This window comes from Granulicella sp. S190 (genome assembly GCF_009766095.1).
Lineage (GTDB): Bacteria > Acidobacteriota > Terriglobia > Terriglobales > Acidobacteriaceae > Edaphobacter.
The window spans coordinates 369,151-382,753 of sequence record NZ_LMUD01000009.1; the positions used below are offsets into that span (position 1 = coordinate 369,151).

A 13,603-nucleotide genomic window follows, 5' to 3' on the forward strand; every position below is an offset into this window, starting at 1 on the left:
TACGGCTGCGGCGATGCGCGAGGAGCGGGTCTTTGCCGGGCCGGGCTGTGCAATGGGGGTGAGCGCAGGACCTCCTTGCTGGCTGCGACGGGCGCGGTGGGCGGCGAGGCGCTGCGCTACCTGTTCCTTAAGCGCAAAGGGGGCACCAGCTTCCGTTTCGGCCGTGGCTTCGTCCAGTGATTGCAGATCACGCTGTGCAGAGCTCATTGTGCTCAAATTCAAACTCGCTTCCGTAAAATCGTTTAGCCTCAAAGGGTGGCACGTCTGACAAGTTTTATACCGAACAAACAGGGGCCGAAGACCTATGGGCAGCGCCGACCGCCTGTGCTGTCTTGCGGGTTGTGGCAGTTGCCTGCAGACTCGGATGCTCGTGGGACGTTTCCCTCGCGCGTCCGGACCAGTGTTTACCTCTTGATAACTATCATGGTGCTCGCGGCAAGTCATCCACATCTGTGGGGACAGCAGGTGACAAGTCAGGCAACCCCCCTTGAGGGAGAGCCGCAGTCGTCTTCAAGTCTGCCGGATGAGCCGGGACGCACCCGTTATCCGGTGGCGGAGGTGTTGCCTCCTACCGATGATACGACCGAAGTTACGACTCAGGAAGATACTCTGTCGCGGAATGGAAGCGTTCTCATTCTGGATGGCGATGTAGAGGTGGACTATAGGGATCGCGTGGTCAAGGCGGATCACATCGAGTACGACCAGGACACGGGGGATCTAACGGCGACGGGGCACCTGCATGTGAGTGGAGGCGCGAACCACGAAGACCTCACAGCCAGCCACGGCACCATGAATCTGAAGAAACAGACAGCCACTTTTTATGATGTGAACGGCTCCGTCGGGATGAAAAATGGCGGCCACACGCTGACGTATTCGAGCAGTAATCCATTCCTATTTACGGGCCGGATGGTCGTGAGGACTGGGCCGCAGGCTTATGAGATCTATGATGGCTCGCTAACAACATGCCAGCTGCCACATCCGGACTGGATGCTCTACGCAGGAAAGTTCGCGGTAGACAGCGAGAAGGTGAAGGCGCAGAACAGTACCTTCCGGCTGATGAATATACCCATCTTGTTTCTGCCTTACGTCACGCACCCGGTGGACTCGGAGCAGAGGCAGTCCGGGCTCATGATTCCTGTGCCGGGTTACTCCTCGACAAAGGGATTTACGTTGGGAGAAGAGGTTTACTGGGCGATCAATCGCAGTACGGATCTGACGGTGGGAGCGCAGTACTATTCCTTGCGCGGATGGGAGCAGTCGGCTACGTTTCGCTATCGCGGTCTGGGGAATAACTTTGCGAAGGCGAGGTACACCGGCCTGCTGGATCGCGGAATATTTACGAATGGGGCGTACTTGAACCAGGGCGGTGAGGATGCCTTATTTACCGGGCGTCATGACTTTAGCGCCGCAACGCGCGTGGTGGGAGACGTGGAGTATCTGAGCTCGTATGCGTATCGCGAGGCGTTTGCAGAGAACTTCAGCGTGGCGGTGTCGAGCGATATTCTTTCGATTCTGTATGGGGTACATGAGTGGGATGGTTATGCCGCTTCGGCGCGCGTGGACCGTTACCAGGGGTTGAAGATGACGGCGGTAGCCGCGACGCCGACCACGCCGGCGACTCCTGAGGAAGAGGTGAGAATCTTCCATGCGCCTTCGCTCGACTTCAGCAGTACGGAGCATGAGATCGGTAGGACCGGGTTGATGTGGAGCGTGGAAGCCTCACACGCTGGACTATCGCGAGTGCAGCCTAACTTTTCCACCGGAGGTTTGACGCAACGGTTCGATGTACATCCGGAGTTGTCATACGCGCTGGGCCTGGATGGATGGCGAGTGCGGGCCTCGGTGGGGGCGCGGGAGACGGCTTACAGCAGAAGCCGGCAGGTTCCCTATGATCCGGGCGCTTTGCCCGTCGAGCTACCGGCCTCATTGAACCGGTCCGATGCGGAGGTTGAGCTAGATCTGCGAGCTCCGGTGGTGGAGCGAACGTTTGATTCGTCCAGCGTGGAGAAGTTGTTTCACGGCAACGATGTGAAGCATACGATTGAGCCGGAGCTGACCTATCGGTACGTGACCGGAGTCAATAATTTTCTAAGTGCGCTTCGCTTCGACGATGTCGATATCGTCAGCAATACGAATGAGCTGGAGTATGGGGTGACGCAGCGGCTGTTTCTGCGTCCCGTGAAGAACCGGCCATGCAAAGAGGCGGCACCGCTGAACATGACGCAAACGCATAACTGGGATGACGACAGCCAGACGGTTCAGACCAGGCAACAGGGTGTGTCAGGAAAAGACTCGCAGCCCAGCTGCGGCAGTCGCCCGTTGATCAGTTGGCGGCTGACGCAGAAGTACTTCTTCAACGAGAACTTCGGCGGGGCGGTTCTCAACGGACGGCGAAACATCTTCGATACGACGCTGAACTTCTCAGGGATCGCATTCCTGACTGAGCCGCGAGCAATCTCGCCACTGGTCTCGCGGATGCGGGTGAGGACTTCGTCGCATATGGATGTGGAGTGGGACTTCGATCTGGATACCGGAGCCAAGAAATTTACATCCAATAACGTGCTGGTGGACGTGCATGAAAATAACGTCTTCGCCGGCTTGAGTTACGCGCGGTTGAATGCTCCCGGGCGCTTTTATACGGAGGGGGTGACCTCGGCGGTTTCGAACTTTAACCAGCTGCGGCTGCTGCTGGGGTATGGCTCTCCAACCAAGCCAGGGTTAGGCGTGGCTGGGAATGTAGGTCTGGATTTGAATGCGAATAACACCGGCCTGGTGCAGTATGGAGCGGTGCAGGGATCGTACAACTGGGACTGCTGCGGGTTCAGCGTAGAGGTGAGGAAGTATGAGCTGGGCTCGGTGCGAAACGAGACGACGGAGAGGTTCAACTTTACTTTGCTGAATATTGGGACTGCAGGAAATCTGCGCCGCGCAGCGAGCCTGTTTTAAGCGCGATGGGAGTGGGTGTTCTACAGGCCCGCAGCCTTGTAAATCGCCTCTGCGTGAGATAATCGAGGTATTGTGTTGACTGTTGTGAAGCCTTTCCGAGCCCTGATCTTTGCCTCTATGCTGGCTGCCCTTGGCTGCCACGCACAAACGCCAATTAAGACCTCTGCGGAGACTCAGGGAAGGCTTTCTCCCGAGCTTACGCGGCGAGTAGAGGTTCTCATCAGGTCGCGTGCGTCGATCCCTCCCGGTTATCAGATTCAGGTCGGACCGCGCACCAAGAGCGATGTGCCGGGCTTCGACACGATCAGCGTCTCGTTTTTGGCGGATGGGAAGTCGAGCAAACCTTCGGATTTTCTGATTTCAACCGATGGGAAGACGCTGGCGCAGTTCAGCAGGTTTGACATCAGCAAGGATCCGAAGCTGTTGGTGAGTGGCGAAGGGCGGCCTTCCCGGGGAGGACCGGCGAATGCGCCGGTGTTGATCGTCGGATTCGACGACCTGGAGTGCCCGTACTGCGCAAAGATGAATGATCAATTGTTTCCTGCGTTGACGGAGCGGTATAAGGATCAGGTTCGCATTGTGTATCGCGATTTTCCGCTAGATCAGCATCCGTGGGCGATGCGTGCGGCGATCGATACGAACTGCGTAGGCACGAAGAGTCCGACGGGATACTGGAACTTGGTGGACTACATCCACGAGCATGCCGGAGAGTTAGGTGGCACGGAGAAGAGTCTTGCCAAAGCGAACGAGACGCTGGACACACTGACCCGCGCTGAGGGGAAGAAGCAGAATCTGAACTTAGAGACGCTGAATGCATGCCTCGCGAAGCAGGACGATTCGACGATCAAGGAGTCGATCAAACTGGGTGAGAGCATTGGCGTCGATTCGACACCAGCATTGTTTATCAACGGAGAAAAGGTGGAAGGGGCGCTGCCTCTTGGCGATCTGTATCGTATGATCGATAGCGCGCTGATCGCCTCTGGCCAGACGCCGCCGCCGCCACCGACACCAATTCAGGCTCAGCCTCAAACCCCGCCGGCGACCAAGCCCGGCAACTAGCAGACGACGCAGGAGATGTGGATGCGGAACACTGAGGACATGCAGAGCTTGTCGACCGATACCGAACTTACTTCCGTGCCACGCTCTGTTCGTGCGGGCTCTGTCTCTGCCATGGTTCTTCTGGCTGCGGGGTTGCTGACAGTAGCCGGTTGCGACCGCGGGCACAGCGCAGATGTCGTCGCGACAGTGAACGGCCATGCGATTATGCAGCCCGATCTGGATAAAGCGTACAAGGCGCAGCTGGGAGATGCGGCTCAACAACAACAGCAGCCTTCGCCCGAGCAGGCGGACTCGCTGCGGTTGAATATTCTGCGTGAGTTGATCGATGAAGAAATCGTGGAGCAGCGCGCCACGAAGATGAATTTAACGGCGACCAATGAAGAGGTCGACGCGAAGCTTGCCGAGATGAAGGCTCCTTATACCGAGGAACAGTTTCAGCAGCGGTTAAAGGCGAGCAATCAGTCGGTCGATGATCTTAAGCATGCGCTGCGACGAAATCTTACGATCAACAAGCTTCTGAATAAAGAGATCAACTCGAAGATCACCGTAACCGATGCCGATGTGGCGAACTATTACAACCAGCACAAAGCCGAGTTCAACCTGTTGGAGACGAAGTATCACCTGGCTACGATCCAGGTAACCGATGTGCCTTCGCCTCAGCCCGGCAATCTGCAGGGAAGCAAAGCGACCAGCGATGTGGAGGCGAAGAAGAAGATCCAGGCGTTGAAGAACAGACTCGATAGCGGGGAAGACTTCGGCACGATTGCGAGCAACTGGTCGGAGCAGCCCGAGACCGCGCCCAATGGCGGCGATATGGGCTTCGTGGGCGAATCCCAGCTGCATGCGGATCCTTCGGTCTTTGCCGCGGTGATGAAGCTGAAGGCTGGGCAGGTGACCGAGATTCTTCCGTTGCTGGATGGACAGACGAAGAAGCCCGCTGGATATGCGGTCTACAAGCTCATCTCGCGGGATCCTGCCGGGCAGCGGGATGTAAACGATCCGCGGGTGCAGCAGGCTATTCGGCAGCAGTTGCGCGACGTACGCTCGCAGTTGCTGAAGAGTGCTTACCTGGAGATGCTGCACGATCAGGCCAAGGTGGAGAACTTTTTCGCGGAACAGATCTTCAAGACGGACGCTCACTAACTTTTCTACTCAATAGAATTCACCTGGTCTCTTCAAGAGGTCTCATGACGCAGTCGCCTGTGCGGTACGCGATTCTGGGCTTTGGTCACCATGCTGTTCGGCGCTTGTTGCCTGGGTTTGCACGGTGTGAATATTCGACTTTAAGTGGGATGTGGCGAAGAGATCATGCGGCTGCGCTCGCTAATTGCGCCGAGTATAAGATCCCCCATTGCTTTGCAACTCGCGAGGAGCTTTGCTCTTCTTCCGATGTGGATGTCGTGTTGATTACATCCCCGGATGCCATGCACCGTGACGATGCGCTGCTGGCGTTCAAGCACGGGAAGGCTGTGTTGTGCGAGAAGCCGCTGGCGATGAGTGCTGAGGAGGCTGAGGAGATCAACGATGCGGCGAACGCTGCTGGATTGCTCTTTGGAGTGGCGCAAAACTTTCGCTATAACCGAGGCCTGGAGTGGATGCGGGATCAGATCGCTGCCGGACGAATCGGAAATCCACAACTCGCCCATGCGCAGTATTGCTATCCGGCAACGAACTCCGCGAGGAAGTGGATTACAGACGCTTCGCTAGCCTATGGCGGCCCGATTGGAGATGTTGGCGTCCACTGCATCGATGCGCTGCGCTTTGTGTTGGATGAAGATGTGGTGAGCGTGAGCACGCTGGCTCGGAAGGATACTTCTTCCGGCGCAGTAGAGGCGATGGCTTCGTTGCAGATGGAGATGACCGGCGAGATCTTCGCTGACGTAACGACGAGCGCACGTGCGCAGTATCGGTCTTTGGTGGAGGTGGTTGGCAGTGAGGGGGCGCTGATCGCCGAGGGTGGGCTGACTGTTGATCGGCCTGTGAAGATCGTAGTGACCAGGGCTGGTGAGGTGGTAGAGACTCTCACGCTGGACAATGGTGATGGTTACACCCGCATGCTGGACAGCTTTGCTGCAACCCTGCGCGACGGCGGAGTTTTTGCTGCGACAGGAGATGACGGCGTTCACAATATGCGCGTATTGGACGCGGCTATCAAGAGCTGGCAGAGCGGGGCTCGCGAGATTTTGTAGGCCGTGGAAACGCTGTCCTGCCATAGAGCCTTGCTTTAGCGCAGGGCTGCGGCAAGTGCTGAGGTTCCACCGTGATGCAGAATGGCCACGTCCCGCTCGGGATTGGCCGGCTGGTATCTTTTATAGACGCTGATGTGAAAGCAGGACTGCTGGAACTCTTCTTCCACATCGACCTTTCCTTCCTGCACCAGAGGGAGAAGGTAGCCGCGTAACCATGCGATCTCGGCAAGGGATAGACCGTGCTTGGCAATGTCGATGGCCTGACCCGTGAGGTGAGGTGAGGCGGTATCGCCCTCTGCGGGAGCGGCGTTGCCGTTGATGTGCATCAGGTGTTGCTGGAACTCGACAGTGCGGACGGCGGAGTTGACCTGAAGCGGAGTGTGAAAGCGCGCGTAGTGAGCGCGAGCCAGGGTTGCAAGGAACTGCGCGGTCCAGGGGCGGCAGTAGCGACGGTTCACGGGGAGACGGTCGTCCACCTGGATAGCTTCGTTGTCAGGCAGAGCGACGAGGAGCCGTTGGCTGCGCATATTCAGAAGGTCGTCGTCATCCTGAATACGGGAGAGGCCGTCGCGGTCTGCGATCTCGTTCTGATGAATGAGGATCTCGTGTGATCCCTTGAGAGCGGGAGGCATGATCAGCCTTCCGCGCTTGTTGTAAAGGTTCGGCAGGATAACTGGAGTGGAAGCGACCTCTTCAATGCTGGCGAGTTGCGGCCTCTCCGACTCATGACGGACGACGCTGACAACTGGGACTGGTTTGGCCACAGACACAGGTTTAGAGGTGGATTTGCGCGTCGAAGTGGTGGGAGCTTCCCGGGTTTCGTTAAGCTCTTCGGGGCGGGAGGCTCCATGGATAGCAACTGCGGCCTGGGTTTCGGACTGCGTGGAGGCAGCTGCTCTGAGGAAGTCCTGCGAGGTTGCCTTCTTTGGTATAGCTTCGGAGGCTGTCAGTTCTGGCCGTGTGGACTGCGGGGCGGGAACGCCCGCGATGTGCCGCAGATGATGATTTCTGGTGGCACGCTGTCCATGAATTCGGACGGTTGCCGGGAGATCAGCTTGAGGAGCGCCGTGATGCTTCGGGCTGTGAGCGTGCGTAGGCTTTGCGGCGGGTTTGCGTTTGGTGAAATGCTTTGCGGCGAGGGTGGCCACGGTCTTTTTGTGGGCCGGGGTGTGATGCGTCGGTTTGGCCAGGCTGCCGGCAGCGGAAAAAGACAGAGCCGCGAGCGCCAAAAGGGCCGGTATGGGGGCGTTCAAACGCATCATGATTTTCGGGGGCGCGGAGCGCCAGAGCAACTCTCACGCTAAACGTTGACGGAGGAATATAAAAGTGACGAGGCAGGTTCCGTATACTTGTCGATTAACAGGGAGAAGTCGAGGATGAGAGTTTTTGTAGCGTTGGGGATGGTGGCGTTGGGGTTGATGGGATGGGGGTTACGTGCGGGAACGGTGCGGGCTGCGGGGCCAGATGAGGCAGCGAAGCCGGAGTTTTACACAACAAAAGTGCAGCCGATCTTTCAGGCGAATTGCTACCGGTGCCACGGCGGCATGAACCATCGCGGCGGATTGAGTATTCAAACTCGGGCGGGGATGTTGAAGGGTGGACATGACGGTTCGGTATTAATTCCTGGAGATCCTAAGAACAGTCTCCTTGTGCGGTTGATCCGGCATGAAGGTCCTGAGAAAGATCCGATGCCGATGCCCCCGAAACAGCCGAAGCTCTCGGACGCGGATATCGCCACGGTAGAGCGATGGGTGAAGGCAGGAGCGATTATGCCGGAGGATGCCGAGAAATAGAGGCCGTGCAGGGGCTACTTTTGCAGGGTGGCCCAGGCCTCGAGATCGGCGGGGGTCTGAATTCGCTGCTGCAAGAGTACATCCATAAGGGCGCGAGTATGAATGGCGGCCCAGGGTTGATCGATGCGTGCGGCAGTCTCCTGATGCGGGAGTTTGACGATGTAAGCGGGTCGGTCGTCGAACTCGCCACCGCGGCTGGCAGTCTGTTCTTCGCTGGTCCACCCGGGTGCGTCGGCCCAGATGAGACTGGTCCGCCAGGAGTGATCACCCATCACGATGAGTGTGGTCGAGTCCCACTGGTGTTGCTGTTCGAGGATCTGGCGAAGGTGGGCCAGATAGGCGTCTGAGAGGGCAAGGTTATCCAGGTAAGAGGTGTGTTTGCGAGAAAAAGACTTTGTCTTGCGGTCGTAGAAGCCGTAAGGGTGGGGAATGGGCATGTGCAGGAAGAGGAAGTCGATGGTGGGATCGGCAAGGTCTGCATCGCCTGCGGTAACGAGTTGTCGATAGTCGTTGGTGTGCTGGCGAAGATCGCGGGTCTCTTCTGACGGAGAGCCGGGGCCGCGGCCGAACAGATGCTTTGCGTCGCGCCAGAGACTACGGAACGGGCGAAGTATGCTGACGGCGAGAGAACGGTTTGGGGAGAGGTTCGCCGGAGTAGATTCGCGGTAACTCCAAAAACAGTGGTCGAGAACCTGGGGAAGAATGCGGCAGTATGGGTTGTACCAACCGGCGATAGCGGTGGTGTAGCCGGAGTTGAGAGCATCCTGAAAGACAGATTGATGTTGATCGAAGCGCGTCCATCTTCCAGTGGAGGGATTGCGAAGGGAGAGCAGCATGCCGCTTGCGGAGACGTTGATCTCATTGGAGGGCGTGCCGGTGATAAGTGTGGGAAGAATATATCGGGTGTACTCGCCTGCCGGGATGACGTGGGTGAAGATGGTGGATTCGGCGGCAAGTTGATCGAACGCAGGTAAGTCGAGGCCGGGGTATCGACGTTCGTAGAGCTGCTGATACGAGAGCTCGTCGAGGAGAAGCCAGATGACTCGCGGATGAGTCTGGGTGGAGGAGATCTGGGACTGGTGGAGCGTGGGGGCTGGGTTTAGTCTGCGTGCCTGCCAGCCGCTCCAGCATAGTTGGGCAAAGATGAAGAGACCGATGTAGGCGAAGAACCCGAGTGTGATGGCGGCAACTGGTTGAGCACGCTCGAAGCCAGGAAGTACCTTCTTCCAAAAAATGGCGATGGCGACCAAAACTAACAAGCAGGTAGAGGCAACTGTGTTAGTGATCCATTCTGGGACCTCTGCGCCCGCGAAGTTTGCGATGGTATGGAGAAGGAGTGGTGGCAGAGCGAGGAGAAAAGCTGACCAGATAATGACGCGGAGCGGTCCGGGTCTTCTGGGGAACAAAAGGAGTGCGAAGAACAGAAGGGAGAGGGTAAGCAGGTAAGCGATGACGGGAAGGATAACTGAAGAAGCTGATCCCATGAGGTGGTAGATCAGATCGTGATCGGGGGCGATGATCGGGCCGGTGAGGTCAATGAGGTACAGATTTGCAATGCCAAAGGCAATGGTGGCGGGGTGGGTCAGTGGTTTCACCGTCTGTTCTCCTTCGAGACGACGGAACAGGGTAGAGGCCGCTTCAGAGAGAAAGAGGAAATTTTGGCTCCAGTAGAAATGCCGACTCACGTATCCCGGCAAAAGACTACAGGCTCTTGAAGCAGGTGACAATGGCCTCTAAATCTAGGTGAGTGGGCTACGCGACTAGAAAGGTCAAGATTGCTCCGGCTCGGGCTTTGACTGGGACCTGCTGAAGAGATTCTTGATGCGGCGACGAAAATAGAAGAGTGCTCCTGAGACTGCTGCACTAATGCCCTGAAAGAGGAGCAGTCCAGAGCCGGGGTCGACGTAGGCATGTGCCTGGCGCTCAAAGGTGAAGCTAAGCGCAACAAGAAGCATCACGGTAATAGAAAATAGCTTTAATTTGTGAGTCATTCTTGTCCTTTATGCGGTTTTGTCCACTTGACGGAATATCTTCGAGTCTAAGAGTGAAGACGCGAGAAATTAACAAAAGTTTCGGCAACGCTATTTCTTTTTGTCTATTGGAATGAGACCTGCACATATGTGTCCAGATCCTCTCAATGGTTGAGAGGCAAATTTGAACGATCTCAGTTCGCCCAGCAGGCGTGTACGATGTTTTTATTCGCCTATCCTGTTCCGCACGGAGCGTTCTCTTGCGCGTTGTCCTACCTGCTGTCTCCCTTCTTGCGCTTCTAGCCGTTGGAGTTACAACCGCTGCACAGACTGCACCCTTAGGCGAAAAGCCTCATCTGCTGCAAAGGCCAGCGTTGAGTCAGACTCAAATCGTGTTCAACTATGCAGGCGATCTGTGGAGCGTGGACCGGAAGGGTGGCCGTGCCGTACGGATTACAGTTGGGGTGGGAATTGAAACCTCGCCCGTATTTTCGCCCGATGGCGGCACGATTGCTTTCACGGGAGAGTACGACGGCAATATGGATGTATTCACGATTCCCGCCGCTGGTGGAGTACCGCATCGCGTGACCTACCATCCGTCGGCGGATGCTGCAGTGGGTTGGTCACCCGATAGCAGAAAGATTCTGTTTCGCTCGGACCGCGAGTCTACCAGTCGCTACACCCAGTTGTACGAGGTCCCAGCCGAGGGCGGCCTGGCAAAGGCTCTGCCATTGCCGATGGCCTTTCAAGGACAGATCTCCGGGGACGGAGCGAGCATCGCTTATTCGCCGCTGGGGCCGTCGTTCAGCTTCGATTACAACCGGTATGTTGCCTGGGGAAACTATCGTGGCGGCCGGGCGAGCACGATCTGGGTAACTGGCCTGAAGGATCTCAACAGCACGGAAATCCCCCATGAGACGGCCTCGGATATCGACCCCGTCTGGGTGGGAAAGATGGTGTACTTCCTCTCTGACCGCAACGGGTCTATGACATTGTACAAGTACGATCCGGCCACGAAGGCTGTGACAGAGTGCCTGAAGGGTGCGGGTAAACCGGATATTCATTCGCTGGCCGCCGGACCGGGTGGATTGGTCTATGACGAGTTGGGCGAGATCTATCTGTATGACACCTCCAGCGGGGAGTCGCACCGGGTGCCGATTGATGTGACGGGCGATCTGCCGGAGGTGCGTCCGCGAATTCAAAATGTAAGCACGGAGATCGATCACGTCGGTATATCGCCGTCAGGGTTGCGAGCGGTATTTGAAGCGCACGGCGAGATTCTGACGGTGCCAGTGAAGAAGGGGCCGACTCGCGATATTACGAACACACCAGGTGTGATGGAGCGAAGTCCGGCATGGTCGCCCGATGGGCAATCGATCGCGTACTTTTCGGATGAGTCCGGACTCTATGCAGTTCATATCGCGAACCAGACAGGCAGCGGAACGGTGAAGAAGTTCCCGCTGGCGAAAGAGGCTGCGTACTACTTCGATCCGGTGTGGTCACCAGACTCGAAGCTGCTGGCATTTCACGATAACCGGCTGAATCTCTGGATGCTCGACACGATAACCGGCAAAGTCACGCACGTTGGCGAGAATGATTTCTTTGCGACGAACAGCCGCGATATCGCATGGTCTCCGGATTCTAAGTGGATTGCGTATTCGCAGATTGTCTCCAACCATCTTCATGCGTTGTTTCTCTACTCCGTCGAGACCAATAAGGCGACGCAGTTTACGGCGAACTCGGCTGACTCGCGCTTTCCCACATTTGATCGCAATGGAAAGTATCTGTACTTTACGGCGAGCACAAACTCAGGAGGCAGCTCGGCTGGTCTTGATATGACGAGCGATCTGCTCTATCCGAATCGCAGTGTGTACGCTCTGGTTCTCGCCTCGGATCAGGCCTCACCCATTGCTCCAGAGAGTGACGACGAAAAGACACCTGCCGAGACGCACGAAAAGGCAAAGGAGAACACCGACGCTACCCCGGCAGGCGAGGCCACCGAAGCAAAGGAGGAAGAGAAAGGCAAAACCACTGCAAAGGCTCCAACGCCTCCGAAGCCGGTGAAGATCGATCTCGCAAATATCGAGAGTCGTATTGTTGCCCTGCCGTTGCCCGCTGCAAACTATGAGAGCTTGACCGCAGGGAAGCCTGGAACTCTGTACCTGCTTCAGACCTCTGAAGGGAACCGGTTCGCGGATCGTACTGCGGTGCTTAACCGGTTTGTCTTCGATACACGTAAGACGGAGAAGCTTGCTGAGCATGTAGACAGCTTCGATCTCTCGGCAGATGGCGAAAAGATGCTGCTCGGGCTGCTTCCCGATGGCGGAGAGAGTGCAGGCGGCGGACATGATCATCCCTCGTATGTCATCCTTCCCGCGAACGTTCCTGTGAAGGCTGGCGAAGGTTCAGTATCGTTGGCTGATCTTCAGATACGCATCGATCCCGCAGCGGAGTGGAATCAGATGTACCACGAGGTGTGGCGGGTGGAGCGGGCATACTTCTACGACCCCAACTTTCACGGAGTAGATACGGTTGCGGAAGAGAAGCGCTTCGAGCCCTACGTTCAGTCGATAGCAGCACGCAGCGATCTGAACTACATCTTTCAAGAGATGCTGAGCGGATTTTCCGTCGGGCATCTGCGTGGAACTGGAGGAGCGATTCCAGAAGCGAAGAAGGTTCCAGGTGGGCTGCTTGGAGCGGATTACATCATCGCAAACGGACACTATTGTGTTGCGAAGATCTATACCGGAGGAAGCTGGAATCCGGAAGTGAAAGCGCCGCTGGCCGAGCCCGGATTGAATGTTCACGTGGGCGACTGCATTCTTTCCATCGGCGGTCAGGAGTTGAAGGCCGAGGACGATATTCAACGCTTGCTCGAAGGAACCGCAGGGCACGCGATTACTCTTCGCCTCGCCCCTGCCGGTGGAGCGAATGCTCGCGATATTACGGTCGTTCCCATTCGTAGCGAAGCTTCATTGCGAAATAGCGAGTGGATTCAGGACAATCAACGCAAGGTGGACCAGCTCTCTGGAGGAAAACTGGCGTACGTCTATCTGCCGGATACCGGTGCGGGCGGATTTACGAACTTCAATCGTTTCTATTTTTCGCAACTCGATAAGCAGGGCGCTGTGATCGATGAGCGCTTCAATGCGGGAGGCCAGGTGGCCGACTACATCATCGAAGCGATGCAACGAAAGGTCGTCGGCTATTGGGCGCAGCGCTATGGCGCAGTGCAGAAGACAACGAATGCTTCGATATCAGGCCCGAAGGTGATGATTATTAACGAGGTGGCCGGCTCCGGCGGCGATGCAATGCCGTGGCTCTTTCACCAGGAAAAAGTTGGAACACTGGTGGGAAAACGCACCTGGGGCGGTCTGGTTGGCATCGGCGCGATTCCGGTATTGATGGATGGAGGCAACGTAACCTCTCCGAGCTTTGGCTACTTTTCGCCCGAGGGGAAGTGGCAGATCGAGAATCACGGAACCGATCCTGATGTCGTGATCGAACAGGATCCTAAAGCTGTTCGAGAGGGGCATGATCCCCAGTTGGAGAAGGCGGTAAGCCTGGCGATGCAGGATCTCGCTCTGCATCCCATTCAGGAACCTGCGCAACCTCCGTATCCGAACTATCACAAGAAGTAGCGAGT

General features: G+C 56.8%; 10 protein-coding genes. 6 read left to right on the plus strand and 4 right to left on the minus strand.

From position 1 onward, the window contains the following. Nucleotides 1-207 (minus strand): hypothetical protein (locus tag GSQ94_RS05400; protein ID WP_158942278.1); only part of this gene is annotated, 207 nt, incomplete at its 3' end. 216 nt (nt 208-423) lie between these two features. Between GSQ94_RS05400 and GSQ94_RS05405 the strand changes: the two genes are divergently transcribed. From GSQ94_RS05405 to GSQ94_RS05420, 4 genes are all read left to right on the plus strand, one after another. Beyond that, a complete protein-coding gene (locus GSQ94_RS05405) occupies nt 424-2,946 on the plus strand; it encodes an LPS-assembly protein LptD (protein ID WP_158942279.1) in 2,523 nt (840 codons plus the stop codon). A 72-nt stretch (nt 2,947-3,018) separates the two neighbouring features. After that, complete coding sequence (locus GSQ94_RS05410; protein ID WP_158942280.1) at nt 3,019-4,005, plus strand: thioredoxin domain-containing protein; 987 nt, start codon at nt 3,019-3,021, stop codon at nt 4,003-4,005. A 21-nt stretch (nt 4,006-4,026) separates the two neighbouring features. After that, nucleotides 4,027-5,148 (plus strand): SurA N-terminal domain-containing protein, encoded by a 1,122-nt coding sequence (locus GSQ94_RS05415; protein WP_254063665.1) that lies wholly within the window; start codon nt 4,027-4,029, stop codon nt 5,146-5,148. Between the two features lie 44 nt (nt 5,149-5,192). Beyond that, a complete protein-coding gene (locus GSQ94_RS05420; protein ID WP_158942281.1) occupies nt 5,193-6,194 on the plus strand; it encodes a Gfo/Idh/MocA family protein in 1,002 nt (333 codons plus the stop codon). A 35-nt stretch (nt 6,195-6,229) separates the two neighbouring features. On the opposite strand, the gene GSQ94_RS05425 is transcribed toward GSQ94_RS05420, so the two are convergent. Continuing rightward, a complete protein-coding gene (locus GSQ94_RS05425) occupies nt 6,230-7,456 on the minus strand; it encodes a DUF5715 family protein (RefSeq protein ID WP_158942282.1) in 1,227 nt (408 codons plus the stop codon). A gap of 114 nt (nt 7,457-7,570) precedes the next feature. On the opposite strand from GSQ94_RS05425, the gene GSQ94_RS05430 reads away from it, so the two are divergent. Continuing rightward, entirely contained in the window at nt 7,571-7,987 is a 417-nt protein-coding gene (locus GSQ94_RS05430; protein ID WP_158942283.1) for a c-type cytochrome domain-containing protein, read from the plus strand. A gap of 14 nt (nt 7,988-8,001) precedes the next feature. Here the strand turns inward: GSQ94_RS05430 and GSQ94_RS05435 are convergent, their stop codons facing one another. Both GSQ94_RS05435 and GSQ94_RS05440 read right to left on the minus strand, forming a co-directional pair. Then, nucleotides 8,002-9,582: a sulfatase-like hydrolase/transferase gene (locus GSQ94_RS05435; RefSeq protein ID WP_158942284.1), complete on the minus strand. Its 1,581-nt coding sequence runs from the start codon at nt 9,580-9,582 to the stop codon at nt 8,002-8,004. A 174-nt stretch (nt 9,583-9,756) separates the two neighbouring features. Beyond that, complete coding sequence (locus tag GSQ94_RS05440) at nt 9,757-9,978, minus strand: hypothetical protein (RefSeq protein WP_158942285.1); 222 nt, start codon at nt 9,976-9,978, stop codon at nt 9,757-9,759. Nucleotides 9,979-10,217: 239 nt separating this feature from the next. Here GSQ94_RS05440 and GSQ94_RS05445 point away from each other — a divergent pair, with 239 nt between their 5' ends. Beyond that, nucleotides 10,218-13,598: a S41 family peptidase gene (locus GSQ94_RS05445; RefSeq protein ID WP_158942286.1), complete on the plus strand. Its 3,381-nt coding sequence runs from the start codon at nt 10,218-10,220 to the stop codon at nt 13,596-13,598. Nucleotides 13,599-13,603: the final 5 nt, after the last annotated feature.

Bases quoted from the DNA above. Each gene is read 5' to 3' on its own strand.
- GSQ94_RS05405 (WP_158942279.1), top strand. From the start codon at position 424: ATGGTGCTCGCGGCAAGTCATCCACATCTGTGGGGACAGCAGGTGACA.
- GSQ94_RS05415 (WP_254063665.1), top strand. From the start codon at position 4,027: ATGCGGAACACTGAGGACATGCAGAGCTTGTCGACCGATACCGAACTT.
- GSQ94_RS05420 (WP_158942281.1), top strand. From the start codon at position 5,193: ATGACGCAGTCGCCTGTGCGGTACGCGATTCTGGGCTTTGGTCACCAT.
- GSQ94_RS05425 (WP_158942282.1), bottom strand. From the start codon at position 7,456: ATGATGCGTTTGAACGCCCCCATACCGGCCCTTTTGGCGCTCGCGGCT.
- GSQ94_RS05430 (WP_158942283.1), top strand. From the start codon at position 7,571: ATGAGAGTTTTTGTAGCGTTGGGGATGGTGGCGTTGGGGTTGATGGGA.
- GSQ94_RS05440 (WP_158942285.1), bottom strand. From the start codon at position 9,978: ATGACTCACAAATTAAAGCTATTTTCTATTACCGTGATGCTTCTTGTT.